A 20,384-nucleotide genomic window follows, 5' to 3' on the forward strand; every position below is an offset into this window, starting at 1 on the left:
GACCGGCGACCTGAAGACGGGCCTCGTCTCCTGCACGCCGGCCGGCGCCATGGTTTTCGTTCGTCGCACCCACGGTGAGGATCTTTCGGGCCTTAACGCGGTCGTCATCGGCCGCTCCAACCTGTTCGGCAAGCCGATGGCACAGCTTCTGCTCAATGCCAATGCGACGGTCACCATCGCTCATTCGCGCACGAAGAACCTCGCCGAGATCTGCCGCAACGCCGATATTCTGGTGGCCGCCGTCGGCCGTCCGGAAATGGTCAAGGCCGACTGGGTGAAACCCGGCGCCACCGTCGTCGATGTCGGCATCAATCGCATCGCGGCACCCGAGCGAGGCGAGGGCAAGACCCGCCTTGTCGGCGACGTCGCCTTTGCGGAGGTCGCGCCGGTTGCCGCAGTCATCACGCCGGTTCCGGGTGGCGTCGGCCCGATGACGATCGCCATGCTGATGGCCAATACGGTGATTGCCGCCCATCGCTCGGCAGGGCTGACGCCGCCGATATTCTAACGAAAGTGCCGTTGGGACAGCCGACAAAAATCACCGGGATCGGCTTGCCACAGCGTGAAAGACGAATATAGTCAGGAAATAAATATTCCGTAGAGGAAATAAGAGGGAACGGAAATGGCATTATCTTGGCGTTTCTCCGCCTTGGCGGATCGGCATCGCGCTCTGGGATCGAAGCTCGAGGACTGGAGCGGTATGGGAACCGCCTGGACCTACGACAAGAACATGTCAGACGAGCATGTCGCGGTCCGCACCAAGGCCGGCATCATGGATGTCTCGGGCCTGAAGAAGGTGCATCTGGTCGGCCCGCATGCGATCGCCGTGCTCGACTATATCACCACCCGCGATATGACGAAGATCTATCCCGGCCGCTCGGTCTACGCGACCATGCTGAACGACCGCGGCCACTTCACCGACGATTGCATCGCCTACCGCACCGGCCCGAATTCCTGGATGCTGGTACACGGCTCCGGCTCCGGCCATGAGGAACTCATCAAGCAGGCAGCGGGCCGAAACTGCGCCGTGCTCTTCGACGACGACCTGCACGACCTGTCGCTGCAGGGCCCGATCGCGGTCGATTACCTCGCCAAATATGTGCCCGGCATCCRCGACCTCAAATATTTCCATCACATGCAGACGACGCTGTTCGGCGCTCCTGTCATGATCTCGCGCACCGGCTATACCGGCGAGCGCGGCTACGAGATTTTCGTGCGCGGCCAGGACGCCGTCATGGTCTGGGACCGGATCGTCGAGGAAGGCAAGGAGATGGGCATTATTCCCTGCTGCTTCTCCGTGCTCGACATGCTGCGTGTCGAAAGCTACCTGCTGTTCTACCCCTACGACAATTCGCAGATGTATCCCTTTGCCGACCAGCCGCCCGGCGACAGCCTGTGGGAGCTCGGCCTCGATTTCACGGTCAGCCCCGGCAAGACCGGCTTCCGTGGCGCGGAGGAACATGCACGGCTGAAGGGCAAGGAACGCTTCAAGATCTTCGGCATGCTGATCGATGCCGACGGCCCGGCCGATCTCGGTGATGAAGTCTATGCCGACGGAAAGAAAGTTGGCGTCATCACCTGCCCGAGCTATTCTGCGTTGACGAAGAAGTCGATGGCAATCGCCCGCCTCGACGTCGACAAGGCTGTGCACGGCACGAAGCTTGAGGTGCGCGGCAAGACCCTGAAGACCAGCGCGACCGCCCATACACTGCCCTTCGACGATCCGGAAAAGAAGAAGAGGATTGCCGTAGGTTAAGGAGCTTGCGAATGCTCGTTGCAGGCATCAAGAGCCGACCAGTCTACAAGGGCTTGACCATCCAGCCGAACGCCCGGCGGCACATTTTCGCGCTCGAAGGGGAGGGTGCCAAGGCTCTCCTCGATCAACGGGCAGCACTTGACGACGCGGCCCTTTCCCGCAGCGAGGTCCTCTATGTCGCCCGCGGCTCTAAAGCGTCCGGCCTGGACGAGGCACTCCGCCATCTCGGCTCCGACATGTTCTTCACCGCGCCGACAATCGCAACGCTGCTCTTCCGATTAAAGGGTTCGCTCGCCACCGCCCATATGGGCACGCGGCTCTATATCGCGGGCACGGAAGGCTTCATCGGCCAGGCGATGCTCGTGGCGCTCGACTGCGGCATGGACCATGCCTCTGTCATTACTGAGCATCGCGGCTCGCTGGCCCGGCGCGTGCAATGCGTCCATTGCAAGGGCATCACCGACGACGTCACCAGCAGCCCGTTTGCCTGCAGCCATTGCGGGCTGACGCTTCTGGTGCGCGACCATTATTCGCGCCGGCTCGCCGCCTTCCAGGGCGTCAATATCGATGCGGAAGAGCCTGGCAGCGCGCCCGATCCGGAGGAGTTGTTCCTTTGAGCGGTGGTACAGAAATTCCCGTCCGCGTGGAGCGGATCACACCGATCGCCGAACGCGTCAAACGTTTCCGCTTTGAGCGCCTGGATGGCAAGCCGATGCCCTATTTTTCCGGCGGCGCCCATATCATCGTCTCGATGAACGATGGCGGCCATATGCGCCGMAACGCCTATTCGCTGATGTCACCGCCGCATGATTGCGCGGCCTACGAGATCAGCGTGCTGCATGTCGAGGATTCACGCGGCGGCTCCACCTTCATGCATGAGAAGGTCAGCGAAGGTGATGAGCTGAAGGTCAGCTATCCCGTCAACCTGTTCCAGCCGGACTGGCGCGGGCGCAAGCACCTTCTGATCGCCGGCGGCATCGGCATTACGCCCTTCATCGCGATGATGGAGCAGTTTTCCCGCGAAGGCGCCAATTTCGAACTGCATTATGCCATACGCACGCGCGACCGCGGCGCCTACTGGCGGGAACTCCAGGAGCGCTACGGCGGACATCGCATCAAGATCCATTGCGATGCCGAAGGCGGCGCCATCCCCCTGACGCGTCTGCTCGACAGCCAACCGCTCGGCACGCATCTCTATGTCTGCGGACCCTCGGGCATGATCGACGGTGTGCTGAAAACCGGGCTCAACGCCGGCTGGCCGGAGCAGAACCTGCATTCGGAACGGTTCCTGTCATCGCTGCCCGGCAAACCCTTCGCGATCGAGTTGCTGCGGTCCGGCAAGACCGTGAAGGTCGGCCATCACGAAAGCATGCTGGAGGCGATCGAGGCGGCGGGGGTCGATGCGCCCTTCCTCTGTCGCGGCGGGGCCTGCGGTCAATGCGAAACCGCAGTCGTCACCTGCGACGGCAAGCTGCTGCACAATGACATCTATCTGACGAGCGAAGAAAAAGCATCCGGCCGCAAGGTGATGATCTGCGTTTCCCGTTTCGAGGGAAACACGCTGCATCTTGATCTCTGACGGCATTGGGAAAGCGGAACAAGGAGACCGGACATGGCAATCGTCTTCAAGCAGGAAACCTTCCGGAACGATTTCAGCTATCGKAACAGCCCGGAAAACATCCGGCGTTTTCCGTTTCCCTTCGACCGCGACGAATACATGTATTCGGTCAATATGGAACCGCATGTGCACGGCCGGGCGGGAACCGTCTACGAAAGCCTGATCGACGTCGACGAGCATTACGTCGCCGAGATGCACGACCGGGCGCTGGTGTTGAAGGAAGATCCGCTGCGCTACCAGGCGCTGCCGCATATGATGAGCGCGCAGTGGGATACGCTCGAACTTTTGATGGAAGAGCAGGCGGCAGGTTATCCCGATCACTTCACGCTAATCCGCAACGGCGACCAGTGGCGCTGGATCAACCGCCCGCTCGGCATCGACGACAGCTTCACCTTCGGCGATGCTTCGACGCTGCCCTATGAGCCCTTCGAATATATCACCCGCCAGGCCCAGGGCGATTTCTGCATCGTCGACCAGCGCGACGGTAATCTCTGGATGGATGCCGGCATGGTGACGACGCAAGCCGACTGGTCGCTCGATTTCGATATCGGCATGAACTTCATGGAATGGCATGGGCCAGTGCCGCTCGCTCACCAGATCGGCGTCTTCGACCGGGCTTTGAAATTTCTCCTGAATCTGCAACAGGGCAAGCCGACGCGGCGCTTCAACTGGACGATGACGATCAATCCGCGGCTCGACACCAGCCCGGAGAATTATCACAAATGGGGTCCCGACCGCATGACGGTGAGGCCTGACAATGTCGGCGAGAAGGTGCATCTGCGCGTCGAGCTGCAGAGCCTGTGGCGCCTGCCGCGCTCGAACGCCATCCTCTTCGTCATCCGCTGCTACCTGATGAATATGGAAGAGCTCGTTACCGTGCCGAAATGGGCGCGGCGCTTCCCGCGCGTGCTGAAGACGTTGCCGCCAGAGCTCATCGACTACAAGGGCCTCACCCGCTTCCGCGAGACGACGATCGACTGGCTTTCCAAATATGACGACGGGGCCCCGACCAGCCCCGGCATCTATCCGGACTGAGGCGCAGCAATGCGCACCAGCGCCGTGCGTCTTCTCAGACGCGCAAACCAAGCAATGACATATAATCAAGAGGGGAATGCTTCATGACAAGAGTAGCCGTCATCGGTGCCGGTCCTTCCGGGCTTGCCCAGCTGCGGGCCTTCCAGTCGGCCGCGCAGAAGGGTGCGGAGATCCCGGAGATCGTCTGCTTCGAAAAGCAGTCCKACTGGGGCGGGCTCTGGAACTATACCTGGCGCACCGGGCTCGACGAATATGGCGAGCCGGTCCATGGCAGCATGTATCGCTACCTCTGGTCGAACGGGCCGAAGGAATGCCTGGAATTCGCCGATTATTCCTTTGAGGCGCATTTCGGCAAGCCGATCGCTTCCTATCCGCCGCGCGCCGTGCTCTGGGACTATATCAAGGGCCGCGTCGAGAAGGCGAATGTCCGCCATTGGGTGCGCTTCAATACGCCGGTGCGCATGGTGCGTTTCGATGAGGACACGAAGAAATTCACGGTCACTGCGCACAACCGCCTCGAAGATCGCATGTACGACGAGGAATTCGACTATGTCGTGGTGGCGAGCGGCCACTTCTCGACACCGAACGTGCCTTATTTCGAGGGCGTGAAGACTTTCAACGGCCGTGTACTGCACGCCCACGACTTCCGCGATGCGCTGGAATTCAAAGGCAAAGATATCCTCATCGTCGGTCGCAGCTATTCGGCCGAGGACATCGGCTCGCAATGCTGGAAATACGGCGCGAAATCGGTGACGACGAGTTACCGCTCGAAGCCGATGGGCTTCAAATGGCCGGAGAATTTCGAGGAGCGGCCGCTGCTGACCAGGCTCGAAAACCGCACGGCGCATTTCCTCGACGGCTCGACCAAGGAGGTCGATGCGGTGATCCTCTGCACCGGATATCAGCACCATTTCCCCTTCCTGCCCGACGATCTCCGGCTGAAAACCGCCAACCGCCTCTGGGCCGATAGCCTCTACAAGGGCGTGATCTTCGACAAGAACCCGCACCTTTTCTATATCGGCATGCAGGACCAGTTCTACACCTTCAACATGTTCGACGTGCAGGCATGGTGGGCGCGCGACGTGATGATGGGCCGCATCACCCTGCCGCCGGAAGAGGAGCTTAAGGCCAATTTCGACGCATGGCGCGCCCGTGAGGAGACGCTCGAAGATGCCGAGCAGATGATCTGGTATCAGGGCGACTATGTGAAGGAACTGCTCGCCGAGACCGATTATCCCTCTTTCGACATCGAGGGGACGAACAAAACCTTCATGGAGTGGGAACACCACAAGGCCCACAACATCATGGGCTTCCGTGACCATGCCTACCGGTCGCTGATGACCGGCAACATGTCGCCGACGCATCACACACCCTGGGTCGAGGCGCTCGACGATTCCATGGAGGAATATCTGCGCAACTGATCTTTCCCAGGCTCCCGCGTAACCGAGAAAGGGTCGTCCGTCACGGYCCTGTCCGGCGTGTTTGAAATGAGACGAAGCAAACCCGATCTGCAACTCATTTTCTCAAGGCGTGGTCTTCATGGATTTTCAGAGCAGTGTTCTCGGMCGCATGAGCGGTTTTCTTTATCGCTGCCGTGCGGATGAAAACTACACGATGCTGGAGATGACCGATGGCATCGAACGCATCTTCGGCTATCCGGCCGAAGAGATCATCGGCAACAGCACACGCACCTTCACCTCGATCATGTGCGAGGAGGACGTGCCGCTAATGGATGAGGTCGTCGGCAGCGCGCTGGAAAGCCGCACCGACTGGACGATGGAATATCGTATCCGCCACCGCGAGGGACATCATGTCTGGGTGACGGAGACGGGCGGAGGCGTCTGGGACGAAAACAGCGAGCTGCTCTATCTCGAGGGCAGCATTATCAACATCGAGTCGCTCTACCAGCGCATTGACGAGCAGACTGCGGGTATGCGCATCACTGCCTCAAAGACCAACGAGATCCTGCACTCGCTACGCTATCTGAAGCTGCTCGCCGTCAATGCCGGTATTGAGGCGGCAAGGGCAGGGACGGCGGGATCCGGCTTCGCCGTGCTCGCCGCTGAGATGCGTCAGCTCGCCAATTCCTCCGAAGAGGCCGCAAGGGCAATTACCAGTGCCCAGCGCAGGGCGGAATAAAGGTTTTTACGAACGCGGCCGGGTCTTCTGCGGGTCGTAGTGCGACAGCGGCACCACGGTCGCCGGCAGGCGTTTCTGCTGGCCATCGAGCTTGCCGATCTCAACCTCGGTGCCGATGGCGGCATGGGTGACGTTGATACGGGCAAGTGCGATCGTCTTGCCGAGGATCGGAGAGCGCGTGGCGCTGGTGATAACGCCGATTTGGGCGCGGCCAACATGAACGCAATCGCCATGGCCGACCGCATCGTTCGCCTGTATGTCGAGACCGACCATCAGGTGGCGCGGATGCTCCTTGCGGGCTATCAGCGCCTCGCGGCCGATGAAATCATCCTGCTTGGACTTGAGCGGCACGGTGAAGCCGATGCCGGCCTCGAAGGGATCGGTCTGATCGTCGAATTCGTGATGGGCGAAGATGAGACCTGCCTCGATGCGGACCATGTCGAGCGCTTCCAGTCCCATCGGCTTCAGCCCGTAAGGCTCGCCGGCCTTCCAGACGGCATCGAAGACGGTCAGCGCATCCTTCGGATGACAGAAGATCTCGTAGCCGAGTTCKCCGGTATAGCCGGTACGCGAGACGACCACAGGGGCGCCTTCAAAGCCGCTGATCCGGCCGACCGTGAAGCGGAACCATTCAAGCTCGCCGATATCAGGCTGGCGTGGTGCCGTCCAGATGATCTCCTTGAGGATGTCGCGGCTCTTCGGTCCCTGCAGGGCGATATTGTGCATCTGGTCTGTCGAAGAACGTACCCAGACCTTGAAGCCCTTCTTCTCGGCCTGTTCGCGCAGCCATATGCCGCTGTAGTCGTCGCCGCCGATCCAGCGGAAATTCTTGTCGCCGAGGCGGAAGAGTGTGCCGTCGTCGATCATGCCGCCGTGCTCGTAGCACATGGCGGAATAGACGACCTGTCCGGTCGACAGCTTGCGCACGTCGCGCGTCAGGCAATATTGCAGCAGTTCCTCGGCATCCGGGCCCGTGACTTCGAATTTGCGCAACGGCGACAGGTCGATGACGGCGGCCTTCTCACGGCAGGCCCAATATTCCTCGACGGGACCTGCGGAGGAAAACCGGTTTGGCAGCCAGTAGCCGCGATATTCGGAGTAATCCCGCGTCAGTGCCGAGAGGCGGGGGTGGAAGGCGGTTTCCCGCGTCAGTTCTGCGTCGGCGTCAGGGGTCATGCGATAGGCTACCGCTCTTGAGAATTTTTCTTTTCCGGAGAAGGTGCGCACGTGGATATCGGTCGGATCCCAGCCGTTGGCGGCGTCGATATCGTCGGGGCAGGAGGAGGAGACGCAGACGAGATCGGTCAGCGCCCGCATCAGCACATAATCGCCCGGCCGCGACCATGGCTCGTCGAGATAAAGCTGGTTGTTGTGGTCGATATTCGTATTGTAGAAATAATTGAGCGCCTCCCAGCCCTTCCGGCCGGGTATGCCGTAGGGCGCCAGCACCGCATTGAAATTGTCGGTGCAATTGACATGGCCGGGATAGCCCATGTCGTCATAGTAGCGCGAATTGCAGGCGGTCGCGAAGGCATCATGGCGGCCGACCGTATCCTGGACGATCTCCACCAACGGCTCGAAATCGCGGTCGAAAGCCTTGGACGGCAGGCCGGGGGCGGGATAGCTGCGGCCAAGCAGGGTGCGGGTGACAGTGGAATCGAGCGCAAGATCAAGGCCCTTGTCGACTTTGCGGGCGGCAAAGGCCTGGAAATCGGTGCATTGCCGGCCGTAGACATCAATGATCTGGATGAACTCTCCGGCACGGACGAAATAGGCCGATGCTGTCGCCGCCCTGATGCGGATGTCCTCGATCGGATCGGCCATCGGCTCGGGGAGGGCCGCGGCATAGTCGCGGATCAGCGTGCTGCGCCTGATGCGGATCTCGATCGGCGTTGCCGTATCCTGCGCGTCAGGCGACATCGCTGCTGCCGGTGCGGCGGCAATCAGCAGACCCTTCATCGTGATCGCAAACTCCGCGCTGCTGCCCGGAATGGAGGCTTCGCTGAAAATGCGGATCGCACCTGCCGTGGCGAGATCGGCACCGCGTCGCTCAAGCGCCGTGCGGGTCCGGGCGGCGCCCTCATAACCTGAAGAGAAAATGGCCTTCAGTCCGTCGGCCGAGCCGGTAAAGGCTGCGCCGAGGCCGGCCGATTGAAACTGGCCATTTTCGTCGAGGAAGGAAAGCTCGCAGGCTTGTCCACCTTCGCTGTCGATCAGGGTGACGTGGTCGCCTGCCTCGACGCGAACAACAAGGGATCCACCGCCCTTGCAGCGGTAACGCTCGACACCTTCGGGGAGCGCGGGGATACCGGGATAACGAATGATGCTTGCCGACACGGGTCGCACCCCTGATATCCCGGGATGGAGATCTCGCATGTGGTCCTCATGAGATTGATGTGCCCTCCGGCACGGAAATCATGCTGACAAAATGCCGCCCGAAAGTAAAGGGATGTTGACTAAAAAGAAAATATCTTCACTATGCATAAAGGGTCTAGACTCGGAAATCCGCTCGGGAGCGCGGATCGAGAAAATGCCGGGCAGCCCATGCATGCCACGGGAGGCACGTTCAGGGAGACGTACGCAAAGCTACGTCCCGAACAAATAGAATGGGGAATTTCATCGATGACGGATATCGTGGACGCCGGCGTTGCCGCCGGCACCGAAGGTAAACTTATACGCGCGCTTGACTGGAAGGGCGCGTTCTGGGTGGCAGCCGGCGTGCCACCGCTTGTTCTCTTCTCCATCGGCGGTATTGCAGGCACGACCGGCAAGCTCGCCTTTGTGGTCTGGATCATCTCTATGATCATGGGCTTCCTGCAATCCTTCACCTATGCCGAAATCGCCGGCATGTTCGGCAATAAGTCGGGCGGCGCATCGGTCTATGGCGCCACGGCCTGGCTGCGCTATTCGAAATTCATCGCGCCGCTGTCCGTCTGGTGCAATTGGTTTGCCTGGTCGCCGGTGCTTTCGCTCGGCTGCGCCATTGCGGCCGGATATATCCTCAATGCCTTCTTCCCGATCCCGGCAGCGGATTCGCAGGCGGTCCTCGCCTGGATCAGCGCGCATGCCGCTTCAATTACGGCCGAAAGCCCCCGCGTTGCCGAATATATTGCTGCCCATGCCGGCACTTCGCCTGAGGATGCGGTCAAGGCGTTGCTGAGCGCTGACGGTATCGCCGCGCTGACGCCGGCAGTCCGCAGCTGGTCACTCGTCAGCTTCAGCATTCCCTTCCTCGCCACCGCCAATATCAACGCCACCTTCTTCATCGGCGGCATCCTGATGCTGATCATCTTTGCGATCCAGCATCGCGGCATCTCCGAGACGGCGAGCGTCCAGAAATGGCTGGCGATCATCGTGCTTGTGCCGCTGCTCATCATCGGTCTCTATCCGATCATCAGTGGCCAGATCGTCAGTGCCAACGTCACCGGGCTGGTTCCGCCGACGGCGGCCTATGCCGGCACCGACGGTACCTGGAGCAATGGCGGCTGGACCCTCTTCCTCGGCGGTCTCTATATCGCCGCCTGGTCGACCTACGGTTTCGAGACTGCGGTCTGCTATACACGCGAACTGAAGAACCCGAAGACGGATACCTTCAAGGCGATCTTCTATTCGGGCCTTGCCTGCTGCCTGTTCTTCTTCCTCGTACCTTTCGCCTTCCAGGGCGTGCTCGGTCATGCGGGCATGCTTGCGCCGGGGATCATTGACGGGACGGGTGTCGCCGAGGCGCTCGGTGGACTGATCGGCGCCGGCCGTGTCGTCACCCAGCTTCTCGTCGTGCTGATGATCATGGCGCTTTTCCTCGCCATCATGACGGCGATGGCAGGCTCCTCGCGCACGCTCTACCAGGGCTCGAAGGATGGCTGGCTGCCGAAATATCTCGACCACGTCAACGAACACGGCGCCCCGACCCGGGCGATGTGGACGGACTTTGCGTTCAATCTTTTCCTGTTGGCGATCGCGTCCGATGCTGGCGGCTATTTCTTCGTGCTCGCCGTCTCCAATGTCGGTTACATCATCTTCAACTTCCTGAACCTTAATTCCGGCTGGATCCATCGCATGGATTCCGGTCATGTCGAGCGCCCCTGGAAGGCCCCCACCTGGCTGATCGGCCTCAATACCGTTCTTGCCTTCGTCAACGCGCTCTTCCTCGGCGCCGGCGCCAAGGTCTGGGGCTATGCCAACGCGCTCTGGGTCGGCTTCATCTTCGCMGCGCTTATCCTGCCGGTTTTCGCCTATCGCCACTACGTCCGCGACGGCGGGAAATTCCCGCCCGGAGCAATGGACGACCTCGGGCTCGTGGGCCAGGATCTCGGCGTCAAGAAGGCCGGCATGTTGCCATACCTCGCTCTTGCCGCTGGGCTCGCCATCGTCCTGATCGCGAACTGGATCTTCCAATTGCCCGTCTAGGGACTGTCCGGCCGGTATTCTGAAGGATTTCTCTGATGCGTGGCCTCGCACCAGAGAAATCTACGGCGTTCGACATCAAGACGACGTTCGACACCAGCAAGCGGTACTCTTTTCGTCGACGGGATGCAGCACGTGTTGACACGAGAGCGAGAAGATCGAAGCTATACGGGTCCCTGATCAATTCCTGGGCGAATTCGGACTGCGGCGCAGGCAGCGTTCGAGAGAAATTTGACGGTGCCTYTCCTTGTCGTCGATGAAGTCCGCTTCGAGGCGAAAGCCCTGTCATTTCGCGCGATCGCGTCGCAGGTCCGCTGCCGGTCGATCGATCACGCGACATCCCCATCCTTCCGCTGTCTGGCGGGCGAGGATGTCGCGGGTGCAGCATCTGGTCCATATACCGGTCCATATGCAATCCTGGCCGGGCTGGAACCGGCGTTCGCGCATCGTCTTCATCGTCGATGGCATTGCACCGGCGGCGATCGAGCGATCGTTCAACGCCTTCAACGGGCTCGGTGCGGCACAGCGCGCGCCGGAGCGGGTCGAGGAGATGCAGCCATGAGAAAAATGCCGACGCCGAAGAGTTTCCCAACATCCGCCCTCCATACAGGGGCCGGATCAAGCTGCGCATCCTGGGCACGGCGATCTCGCTGCTGGAAGAACTTCGGCTCGGTGCCGAGCGCGATCTCGGCATGGATATTGAATTCGACAATCAGGACTTCATGACCGCCCAGCACAAGGCGGCGCTGGAGCCGATGGCCTGCGACATCTACGACCAGTGCTTCCACAACCTCGACATCGTCTGGCACTGGCGCGCCGTACAGCCGATCGACATCGAGCGGATTACTCTCTGGAACGAGATCACTGATCTGACCAAGACGGGCCGCATCGGGCCGAATGCCCGGATCGGGCAGGGCGATCTACGAATTTGCCTTCTTCGGTGCATGCATCAAGTTACGTGGCGCGACGGACACACCGATGCGACCAGTGGCGATGCCACTGACCTGAGCGCAGGGGCCGGATGGTGACATGCGGATGGAAGTGAAATTGATGATCGTGAGCCGGCAGTAGGAACCGTGATAACAGCACCACTGTTCAAATCCATTCAGGGCCACCGATTCGGTAAGGCAGCTTACCGTCTGAGGCAGGCACAATGTGGCCGCCGGTCTGCTAGCGAGCGTCAGAGGCGGGTGTTTCCAACAGACATGGCCTCGCGATGTGAGGGTGATGTTGTGATAACGCGGCAGCAATGCGGTGCTATCGCCTAATGTTGTCTAATCGTGCCAAGCCGAACTAAAGCATAGCCCGCACCGCCAATTTGAATCAAAAGGTCTGCTCTCATTTCCCTGTCGGTGACGACCTTGATTTTGGTCCATTTGTCTATCTTGGTATCGAGCKGAACAGGCAAGCCCTCTCGCAACAAGAGGGTGAACTCGGGCGCTCTCTCCGACTTATAGATGCAAATCCTCATTGCACGGCACCCCAACTGCACAGATTTATGACAGTTATATTGCAGTGCGCTATCTACTATTGCAATGCCGCAGAATCYTCTTCGCAAACATGCCCAGGTAGATTGCCGTCCTACCGGCAACATGCCGCCGCATCTTTTGGCTCTGGGCCTGAGTCCGACTTGACGGTCGGCCGATCAGCTTTCGCAAAGCTAGCAAGAGCACACCTCGCGTGACGATATAGTCGAGATCGGGTGATCGCTCGTGCGGCCGAGCAGGTAAGGAATAGTACACCTCGATCCGCAGTGACGAATGGCTAGCGGTGKCTAACAAGTCACGTGTTCGACCGGTACAGACCGCTTCGACGATCGTCGGAGACACTGCCGCGGCTGCGACATGAAATCATGCAGCGATGCGATCCCCAAAGTCGGAATCGTCGAATTCATGTTGTCTCGTCTTCCAGTATTTTGACAGGCCGGTCCCACTGGATGAGCACGACACAGCCGGTATCGCTCCAGACCGAATGCTCAGTGCCCGGCGCATTGACGATGTAGCAGCCGCGGCCGTAATCGCCCGCTTCGTCGGATTGGACCCCATCCAGAACGAGAATTGTCTCCAGACCCTCGTGCCGATGACGGGGAACCGAGGCGCCAGCCCCGTATTTCAACAGTGCCACGCCGGGCTGATCGCCTTCGAAGGGGCGTATCCAGTGGATCGTCACCTCCTCGCGGAACGGACCGAATTCCAGCTCCTTCCAGCCACCGGCTGTGACCAGTTCGCGGGTCGTTTCAGGCATAAGCGATGCTCTCCAGGATGTCGTCGACATGGGCCGTCCAGCCGACGATCGCATCCTGGGCGCGGATCATGGCGATGGCGGCCGCCTTGAATTCGGGGAAATAGCTTTCCGTCGCTTCTTCGGCGAGCAGACATTCGTAGCCGCGGTCGTTTGCCTCTCGCATCGTCGTCTGCACGCAGACTTCGGTTGTCACGCCTGCGAACACTAACTGTTTGATACCCTTCTGCTGCAGGACGTCGCAGAGCTCAGTGGCGTAGAAGGCACCCTTACCGGGCTTTTCGATGACGATTTCGCTCTTGAGAGGGGCGAGCTCCGGCAGGATTTCGGTTCCAGGCTCGCCGGTTATCAGGATGCGGCCCATGGGACCCTCGTCACCGATGCGGAGCGCTGGGTTGCCGCGGTTGCGTTTTGCCGGCGGCAGGTCCGATAGGTCGGGTTTGTGGCATTCCATCGTATGGATGACCGGCAGGCCGGCATCGCGGAAGCCCTGGATGAGACGTTTGACATCGGGCACGATCCTGGTGATGCGGCTGACATCGTTGCCGAGACTTGCGCCGAAGCCGCCGGGCTCGGCAAAATCGCGCTGCATGTCGATGACGATGAGGGCAAGCCTGTCGTGTTTCACCGGAAAGGGGAAGGGTTCTGCCTTGATCTCCGCCATCAGTGATGTCCCGCCATGTGGGCGCCGATGACGCCGATATCGGCGGATAGGGCCGGCGTCTCGTAAACCAGCTTGCCGTCGGATATCACCATGATGCGGTCGGACATTTCGAGCAGTTCATCAAGGTCCTCGGAAAGCAGCAAGACAGCGGTGCCCGAATTGCGGGCTTTCATGATGCGGGCCCGGATTTCGGCGACAGCCGAAAAATCGAGGCCGAAACAGGGGTTCGAGACGATGAGCAGATCCACCTCGCCGGTCAGCTCGCGAGCAAGCACGGCGCGCTGCACATTGCCGCCCGAAAGGGCCGCGATCGGCGAGGAAGAGGAGGCCGTCTTCACTTTGAAATCCGAAATCAGGTCCGTGGCGCGCTTCTTCATCTTGCCCTTGTTCAGCCAGATCGCGTCCTTGCCGTCGGCTTTCAGGTCGAAGGTGCGGAAGGCGAGGTTTTCGCTGACCGTCATGCGCGGGGCACAGGCGTTCTGCAACGGTTCCTCGGGGATGAAGCGGACATTGTTCTTGCGGGTCTCGGGCCGGGTCGCTCCGTAGGTCTCGCCGTTGACGCTGACACGGCCGGTATCTGTCGGCCTTTGGCCGGCAAGGATTTCCGTCAGTTCCTTCTGGCCATTGCCGGATATGCCGGCAATGCCGACGATCTCGCCAGAGCGGACCGTGAGATTGTCGATCTCGATGGTCTTGAGTCCCGATCGGTCTGGCGCCTTGATCTGCTCGACCGTCAGCACGTATCTGGCACTTTCAGTAACGGGAATGCGGGTGTCCAGTTCGGCCAGCTTGACGTCGCCAATCATCATCGCCGCCATGTCGGCGGTGGAAAGCTCACCTACCTCGCCAGTGCCGACGAGCTTGCCGCGCCGCAGGACCGAAACGGCGTCGGCAAATTTCGTGACCTCGTGGAACTTGTGGGAGATCATCAGCACGGTCAGCTCGCCGCGCTTCGTCATGGCGCGCACGAGGCCGAGCATCTCGTCGGCCTCGGCGGGTGTCAGCACCGAGGTCGGCTCGTCGAGCACCAGGAAGGATCGGCCGAGATAGAGCTGCTTGACGATTTCGAGCTTCTGCTTCTCGCCGGCGGCAAGCTCGCTCACCGGGCGCTCGAGCGGGATCTTGAAAGGCATACGCTCCATGAAGGCGGCAAGATCCTTGCGCTCCTTCGCCCAATTGATGATGGCGGGCACTTCGGCGCGACTGATGACKAGGTTTTCGGCACCCGTCAGTGACGGGACCAGTGTGAAGTGCTGGTAGACCATACCGAGGCCATAAGTTGCCGCATCCTTCGGCGAAGCGATCGCTACTTCGCGGCCATCGACGGAAAGTGAACCCGATGTTGCGTGGTAGAAGCCCATGATGCATTTGACGAGCGTCGATTTGCCAGCGCCATTTTCGCCGAGCAGCGCGTGGAAGCTGCCTGGGGGCACCTTGATCGACACGTGGTCGAGCGCGGTGAAACTGCCGAAGCGCATCGTCATGTCGATAGTGTCGATGCCGACTGCCTTGCCGGATTGCGGAAGGGGGGTGTCGCGGACTGTGCTCATGGCAGCTGGCTCACGAGCGTTTGCGAATTGGAGACGGAGCCGAAGACCCCGCCCTGCATTTTGACCATCTTGATTGCGGCCAGATGATTGCCGTAATCGGTCGCGCCGCAGCAGTCTTCCAGAAGCAGGCATTCGTAGCCGCGGTCGTTCGCCTCGCGCATGGTGGTGGAAACGCAGACATCTGTGGTGATGCCGGTCAGGATGATGTTCTCGATGCGCTTCTGGTTGAGGATCAGTTCCAGATCGGTAGCACAGAAGGAGCCTTTGCCCGGCTTGTCGATGATCGTCTCGCCCTCGATCGGATAGAGTTCCGGAATGATGTCCCAGCCGGGTTCGCCGCGTGTGAGGATGCGCCCGCACGGACCGGGGTCGCCGATGCCTGCACCGATGCGCTGCGAGCGCCAGCGCTTGTTGGCCGGCAGGTCGGCAAGATCGGGGCGATGGCCCTCTCGTGTGTGGATGATATGGTAGCCCTTCGCCCGCATCGCGGCCAGCGTCTTCTTGATGGGATCGATGGGCGCTTGGACCAGCGAGAGGTCATAGCCCATGTGATCGACATAACCGCCCTTACCGCAGAAATCCGTCTGCATGTCGATGATGATGAGTGCCGTATTATCAGGCCGCAGGGCGCCGTTATAGGGCCAGGCATAGGGATCGGCGTCGATATAATGTCCTTTGGTCCTGACCGTGGCGTCCATCGTCTCTTCTCCTATTCACCCGCGAGTTTGAATGTTTCGCCGTAGGCGCGCGCTGGCTTGCCGAAGCCGCAGGACGTGCCATCCGTGACCTTGACTTGGTCCTCCCAGGGGAGGCGGTATTTGCCGGCGATGAGGTCGTGCATGTAGGTGTAGGGCGCGTCGCCTGCGCCGCCGGCAACGGCGACATAGCCGCGATGGCCGAACTGGTAGATGTTGTTTTCAACGCCCCAGCCGAGGCGGGCTTCGCGCACGAGGTCGGGGCGCACTTCGGCGGTGATGATCTCGTTGACGCGTCCCGATATCCCGTGAGCGATGATCGAGCCATCGAAATTGCAGATCATGCCTTCGCCCATACTGTCGAAGGTGCCGTCGGAGCCGCACATGCAGACGTTCGCCGTGACCATGAGATTGCAGAAGGCGTTCGACTGGTTGGTAAAGCGCCAGCTGTCGCGGATGGGTGCCGTATAACCGGCAGTGCGAATMATGATTTCCGCACCCCTGTAAGCGCATTCGCGGGCCATTTCCGGGAACATGCCGTCATGGCAGATGATGAGCGCGAGCTTTGCGCCCTTTGGCCCGTCGATGACGGGAATGCCGAAATTGCCGGGCTCCCAAGGCTCGACCGGCACCCATGGGTGCATCTTGCGGTAATAGAGTTTCAGGTCACCCTTATCGTCGATGATGATACCGGAATTGTAAGGCATACCATCCGGGTTCAGCTCCATGATGGAGAAGCATCCCCAGATCGCATTCTCCCTGCAGGCCTTCTTGAAGGCTGCGACTTCCGGTCCGTCGAGCGTGCACATGATCTCGGGGTTGATATCCATCGACAGGCCGTGCAGCGCATATTCAGGGAAGACGACCAGATCCATGCCCGGCTGGTTGCGGCGCGCCTTGCCGACGAGATCGACGATCAGCTGTGTCTGGCGGGCAAGATCTTCCCTCGTCACGGTGAGGGGGAGCTGCAACTGCACGAGACCGATGCCGACGCCGTGTTCCGATTTGTTCAGTCCGCCGAGGCCGTTCATGGCTTGGTTCCTTTCATGCTTATTTCGTCAGGGAAAGCGCCCCGGGTGCACCGGCGAGCGAACGTGTCGGCGAGGAGGTGGCGATCATGATGACCAGGGTCAGCACGTAAGGAGCGGCGTAGAAGAGATAGTAGCCTTGGGTGACGCCGACCGATTGCAGCGCCGGGCCAAGCGCACCAGCGCCACCGAAAAGAAGGGCGGCGAGGAAGCAACCGATCGGGTTCCAGCGGGCGAAGATGACGAGCGCCACGGCCATCAGACCCTGACCCGATGAAATGCCCTCGTTCCAGGATCCCGGATAATAGAGCGAGAGGTAGGCGCCGCCGATGGCTGCCAGTGAACCGCCGACGGCGGTTGCGAGCAGACGTACACGATCAGGATTGATGCCCATGGCGCGTGCGGCATCGGTGCTATCGCCAACGACGCGCAGGATCAGGCCGATCCGGGTATTCTTGAAGGCCCACCAAAGGATGAAGGCGAGAGCTGCGCCAAGCAGGAAGAGCACGTTGATGTTCAACGCCGCCTGGATCTGCGGCATGGTCGACCAGAAGCCGAGTGGTATCGCCGGCAGATGCGGGGCGGCAGGCTGGATGAAGGACTTGCCGAGGAAGAAGGCAAGCCCAAGACCGAACTGCATCATGGCAATGCCGATGGCGATATCGTTGACCTTCGGCCATTTGCAGATCCAGCCATGCACGAGGCCGAACGCCGCGCCCGTCGCCATGGCCGAGAGCACTCCGAGCCAGGGCGAATTGGTCATCACGGCGACGGCGTAAGCCGTCATGGCGCCGAAGACCAGCGTACCTTCAAGTCCAAGATTGATGCGGCCGGAACGCTCGGTGACAGTTTCGCCGAGGCTGACGAAAATGAAGGGCGTGGACACGCGGATGGCRCCTGCAAGGATGGCAAGGGGCACGCCCCATAGGCCGATGCCTGTCTCTTCCATCAGAGGCTCCTTTTCCAGAGGTCGGGATTGAACATCTTGAAGCGGCCGTAGAAGGTCTCGCAGAACAGGATGACGATGAAGAGCGTGCCCTGCAGTACCAGCACGGTGGCGTCGGGCAGGCCCATGCGGCGCTGAATAAGACCGCCGGAGGCATCAATGCCGCCGAGCAGGATCGCAACGGGGATGATCGCCAGCGGATTGTGACGGGCGAGGAAGGCGACGAGGATGCCGGTATAGCCGTAACCGGCGGCAAGCGATGCATTGGCACTGCCCTGGACGGCTACGACCTCGATCATCCCGGCAAGTCCCGCGAAACTGCCAGCGATTGCGGTGAAGCCGGTAATCAGCCTGCCGACCGGCAGGCCCTGGATCTGAGCAGCGCGCACATTGCCGCCGGCGATGCGGGCGGCAAAGCCGAAACTCGTCACTTCTATCAAAATCCAGGAGAGGATGCAGGCGATGATGCCGATGACGAGGCCCCAATGCACGTCCATGCCGGGGATGTTGCCGAGCATATATTCCGGCGGCAACGGCTTGGTCGATGGCTTGTTGAGGCTGGCGGGATCGCGCAGTGGCCCCTCGACGAACTGGTTCATCAGGGCGATGGCGATATAGGACAGCAGCAGCGAGGAGATCGTCTCGTTGACGCCGCGATAATGGCGCAGGAAACCGGCAAGGCCGATCCAGATGCCGCCGACCACCATGGCGGCGATGCCCATCACGATGAGGGTCAGGAGGACAGGTGCCGAGCCGGCCAGCGGCATGGCCATGGCTGCAGCGGCAACGCCGCCCAGCACGACCGCTCCTTCCCCGCCGATGATGACGAGGCCGAGGCGGGCCGGCAGGGCGACGCAAAGTGCCGTCAGGAGAAGGGGTGCGGCACGACTTAAGGTGTTCTGCACCGAAAACCAGCTGCCGAAGCCGCCGGTATACATGAGCTGGAAGAGCATCGCCGGCGATTTGCCGATCGCCAGTATGAACAGGGAAAAGAGCGCAAGACCGATCAGGATGGCTGCAAGGCCGATCATAGCAGGTTCGGCGTGTCGCGCGATCCATTCGAGGACGGGGCGCAGCGACGCCGGCTTTTCGGAAGCGACTGATAGTGCGGGATCATTGGCCTGAACGGTCATGGCGCTTCTCCCCTGACGGTTTACGCTGTTGACCCGACGACGCCCTCGACCAGGTAGTTCATGCTTTCGAGCTCGATCGCATCTTCGGCGTAGCCCTTGTCGGCCGCGACGACGGTCTCGCCCTTATTGTCCTTCAGTGGCCCCTTAAACACCGAGAAGCTCCCCTTCATCATCTCCACCTGGGTCGCTTCGAATGCCTTGCGACCCGCCTCGGAAACGCCAGGACCGAGCGCGCTCATCTTCACGAAGCCGTCCTTCAGGCCGCCGCGCACGAAGTTGCCGAGCTTCTCGCCCGCCTGTGCCTTCTTGACGAAGTCACTATAGACATTGCCCCAGGCCCATTCGGCGCCCGTGAGGTATTTCTCGGGCGCAAGCGGGCTCTGATTGGCGTGATAGCCGCAGACGAAGGCGCCTCGGCCGGCGGCCGTTTCCACGACCACCTTCGGGCTGTCGACATGGCAGGTGATGACGTCGGCGCCTTGGTCGATCAACACATTGGTGGCTTCGGCTTCCTTGACAGCGAGCGACCATTCGCCGGTGAAGATCACCTGGCAGGTGATCGTCGGATCAACGGAGCGGGCGCCGAGCAGGAAGGCGTTGATGTTCTGAAGAACCTGCGGGATCGGCTTGGCGGCAACAAAACCGATCTTCTTGCTCTTCGTCGCATGACCGGCCGCGATGCCGTTCAGATACTGCCCCTGGAAAATATAGCCGAAATAGGAGCCGGTATTGGCCGGGTTCTTGCCCTCCTGCCACAGTCCGCCGCAATGGCGGAACTGGATATCAGGATATTTGGCGGCCATGGCCAGCATATGCGGGTCGAAATAGCCGAAGGAGGTTGGGAACAGCAGGGTGGCGCCGTCGAGATTGATCATCGATTCCATCGTCTTCTGAACGTCTACCGTCTCGGGAACGTTCTCTTCTTCAACGACGGTGACGCCGGCCAGCGCCTTGACGGCGGCAGCACCCTCGGCATGCGCCTGGTTGTAGCCATTGTCATCCTTGGGGCCGACATAGATGAACCCGACCGTGAGAGCCGTCTGGGCAAGTGCGCGCGAGGAGAGGAAACCAGGTGCTGCGCCGACGAAAGCGGCGGCAGCAGAAGCCTGAAGGAAATGGCGTCGTTTCATGGAAAGGAGTCTGGTCATCGGAATGCTCCCCTTACGGCGGTCTTT

Annotated in this window: 17 protein-coding genes and 2 pseudogenes; 10 read left to right on the forward strand and 9 right to left on the reverse strand. The window is 60.7% G+C overall.

Features of this window, described 5'->3' with window-relative positions; translation table 11 throughout:
- The 7 genes and pseudogenes from AC1DNW_RS23690 to AC1DNW_RS23720 form a co-directional block, all read left to right on the forward strand.
- Positions 1–508 (forward strand): annotated as a pseudogene (locus AC1DNW_RS23690) (bifunctional methylenetetrahydrofolate dehydrogenase/methenyltetrahydrofolate cyclohydrolase); the annotation flags it as partial.
- Between the two features lie 114 nt (positions 509–622).
- A complete protein-coding gene (locus tag AC1DNW_RS23695; protein WP_477854524.1) occupies positions 623–1,756 on the forward strand; it encodes an aminomethyl transferase family protein in 1,134 nt (377 codons plus the stop codon).
- A gap of 11 nt (positions 1,757–1,767) precedes the next feature.
- A complete protein-coding gene (locus tag AC1DNW_RS23700; protein ID WP_477854525.1) occupies positions 1,768–2,373 on the forward strand; it encodes a dimethylamine monooxygenase subunit DmmA family protein in 606 nt (201 codons plus the stop codon).
- Complete coding sequence (locus AC1DNW_RS23705; protein WP_477854526.1) at positions 2,370–3,335, forward strand: PDR/VanB family oxidoreductase; 966 nt, start codon at positions 2,370–2,372, stop codon at positions 3,333–3,335. The genes AC1DNW_RS23700 and AC1DNW_RS23705 overlap by 4 nt, the downstream gene beginning before the upstream one ends.
- A 33-nt stretch (positions 3,336–3,368) precedes the next feature.
- On the forward strand, positions 3,369–4,409 hold the full coding sequence (locus tag AC1DNW_RS23710) for a heme-dependent oxidative N-demethylase family protein (RefSeq protein WP_477854527.1): 1,041 nt from the start codon (positions 3,369–3,371) through the stop codon (positions 4,407–4,409).
- An 83-nt stretch (positions 4,410–4,492) separates the two neighbouring features.
- The gene (locus tag AC1DNW_RS23715; RefSeq protein WP_477854528.1) at positions 4,493–5,830 is read left to right on the forward strand and encodes an NAD(P)-binding domain-containing protein; all 1,338 of its coding nucleotides are present in this window, start codon (positions 4,493–4,495) and stop codon (positions 5,828–5,830) included.
- A 118-nt stretch (positions 5,831–5,948) separates the two neighbouring features.
- Positions 5,949–6,548, forward strand: coding sequence for a PAS domain-containing protein (locus tag AC1DNW_RS23720; RefSeq protein WP_477834999.1), 600 nt, complete (start codon positions 5,949–5,951; stop codon positions 6,546–6,548).
- Positions 6,549–6,554: 6 nt separating this feature from the next.
- Here the strand turns inward: AC1DNW_RS23720 and AC1DNW_RS23725 are convergent, their stop codons facing one another.
- Positions 6,555–8,924, reverse strand: a complete 2,370-nt coding sequence (locus tag AC1DNW_RS23725; protein WP_477854529.1) for a DUF1989 domain-containing protein — start codon at positions 8,922–8,924, stop codon at positions 6,555–6,557.
- A gap of 246 nt (positions 8,925–9,170) precedes the next feature.
- Between AC1DNW_RS23725 and AC1DNW_RS23730 the strand changes: the two genes are divergently transcribed.
- From AC1DNW_RS23730 to AC1DNW_RS23740, 3 genes and pseudogenes are all read left to right on the forward strand, one after another.
- Positions 9,171–10,955: an APC family permease gene (locus tag AC1DNW_RS23730; RefSeq protein WP_477854530.1), complete on the forward strand. Its 1,785-nt coding sequence runs from the start codon at positions 9,171–9,173 to the stop codon at positions 10,953–10,955.
- A gap of 376 nt (positions 10,956–11,331) precedes the next feature.
- Positions 11,332–11,514 (forward strand): CobW C-terminal domain-containing protein, encoded by a 183-nt coding sequence (locus tag AC1DNW_RS23735; RefSeq protein WP_477854531.1) that lies wholly within the window; start codon positions 11,332–11,334, stop codon positions 11,512–11,514.
- Positions 11,511–11,890: pseudogene (locus tag AC1DNW_RS23740) on the forward strand (signal peptide prediction); the annotation flags it as partial. The gene AC1DNW_RS23735 and the pseudogene AC1DNW_RS23740, both read left to right, overlap by 4 nt.
- A gap of 952 nt (positions 11,891–12,842) precedes the next feature.
- Here AC1DNW_RS23740 and AC1DNW_RS23745 read toward each other — a convergent pair.
- The 8 genes from AC1DNW_RS23745 to AC1DNW_RS23780 are packed head-to-tail and all read right to left on the reverse strand — an operon-like array spanning position 12,843 to position 20,357.
- Positions 12,843–13,196 carry a cupin domain-containing protein gene (locus tag AC1DNW_RS23745; RefSeq protein WP_113295900.1) on the reverse strand — a complete coding sequence of 118 codons (354 nt, stop codon included), beginning with the start codon at positions 13,194–13,196 and terminating at the stop codon, positions 12,843–12,845.
- Positions 13,189–13,857 (reverse strand): cysteine hydrolase family protein, encoded by a 669-nt coding sequence (locus AC1DNW_RS23750; protein ID WP_477854532.1) that lies wholly within the window; start codon positions 13,855–13,857, stop codon positions 13,189–13,191. The genes AC1DNW_RS23745 and AC1DNW_RS23750 overlap by 8 nt, the downstream gene beginning before the upstream one ends.
- Positions 13,857–15,407, reverse strand: a complete 1,551-nt coding sequence (locus tag AC1DNW_RS23755) for an ABC transporter ATP-binding protein (RefSeq protein ID WP_477854533.1) — start codon at positions 15,405–15,407, stop codon at positions 13,857–13,859. Before AC1DNW_RS23755 ends, AC1DNW_RS23750 begins: the two co-directional genes overlap by 1 nt.
- A complete protein-coding gene (gene biuH, locus AC1DNW_RS23760; RefSeq protein WP_113295897.1) occupies positions 15,404–16,105 on the reverse strand; it encodes a biuret amidohydrolase in 702 nt (233 codons plus the stop codon). The genes AC1DNW_RS23755 and biuH overlap by 4 nt, the downstream gene beginning before the upstream one ends.
- Before the next feature lie 11 nt (positions 16,106–16,116).
- Positions 16,117–17,133 carry a formamidase gene (locus tag AC1DNW_RS23765; protein WP_477854534.1) on the reverse strand — a complete coding sequence of 339 codons (1,017 nt, stop codon included), beginning with the start codon at positions 17,131–17,133 and terminating at the stop codon, positions 16,117–16,119.
- A 19-nt stretch (positions 17,134–17,152) separates the two neighbouring features.
- Positions 17,153–18,079: an ABC transporter permease gene (locus AC1DNW_RS23770; protein WP_113309967.1), complete on the reverse strand. Its 927-nt coding sequence runs from the start codon at positions 18,077–18,079 to the stop codon at positions 17,153–17,155.
- Positions 18,079–19,209 carry an ABC transporter permease gene (locus AC1DNW_RS23775; RefSeq protein ID WP_113295894.1) on the reverse strand — a complete coding sequence of 377 codons (1,131 nt, stop codon included), beginning with the start codon at positions 19,207–19,209 and terminating at the stop codon, positions 18,079–18,081. Before AC1DNW_RS23775 ends, AC1DNW_RS23770 begins: the two co-directional genes overlap by 1 nt.
- Before the next feature lie 20 nt (positions 19,210–19,229).
- The gene (locus AC1DNW_RS23780; protein WP_477854535.1) at positions 19,230–20,357 is read right to left on the reverse strand and encodes a BMP family ABC transporter substrate-binding protein; all 1,128 of its coding nucleotides are present in this window, start codon (positions 20,355–20,357) and stop codon (positions 19,230–19,232) included.
- Between the last annotated feature and the right edge of the window lie 27 nt (positions 20,358–20,384).

The organism is Rhizobium sp. 05L429 (assembly GCF_056397645.1).

Coding starts and splice junctions, on each gene's coding strand:
- AC1DNW_RS23750 (WP_477854532.1), bottom strand. CDS start 13,857: ATGGCGGAGATCAAGGCAGAACCCTTCCCCTTTCCGGTGAAACACGAC.
- AC1DNW_RS23780 (WP_477854535.1), bottom strand. CDS start 20,357: ATGACCAGACTCCTTTCCATGAAACGACGCCATTTCCTTCAGGCTTCT.
- biuH (WP_113295897.1), bottom strand. CDS start 16,105: ATGGACGCCACGGTCAGGACCAAAGGACATTATATCGACGCCGATCCC.
- AC1DNW_RS23775 (WP_113295894.1), bottom strand. CDS start 19,209: ATGACCGTTCAGGCCAATGATCCCGCACTATCAGTCGCTTCCGAAAAG.
- AC1DNW_RS23700 (WP_477854525.1), top strand. CDS start 1,768: ATGCTCGTTGCAGGCATCAAGAGCCGACCAGTCTACAAGGGCTTGACC.
- AC1DNW_RS23745 (WP_113295900.1), bottom strand. CDS start 13,196: ATGCCTGAAACGACCCGCGAACTGGTCACAGCCGGTGGCTGGAAGGAG.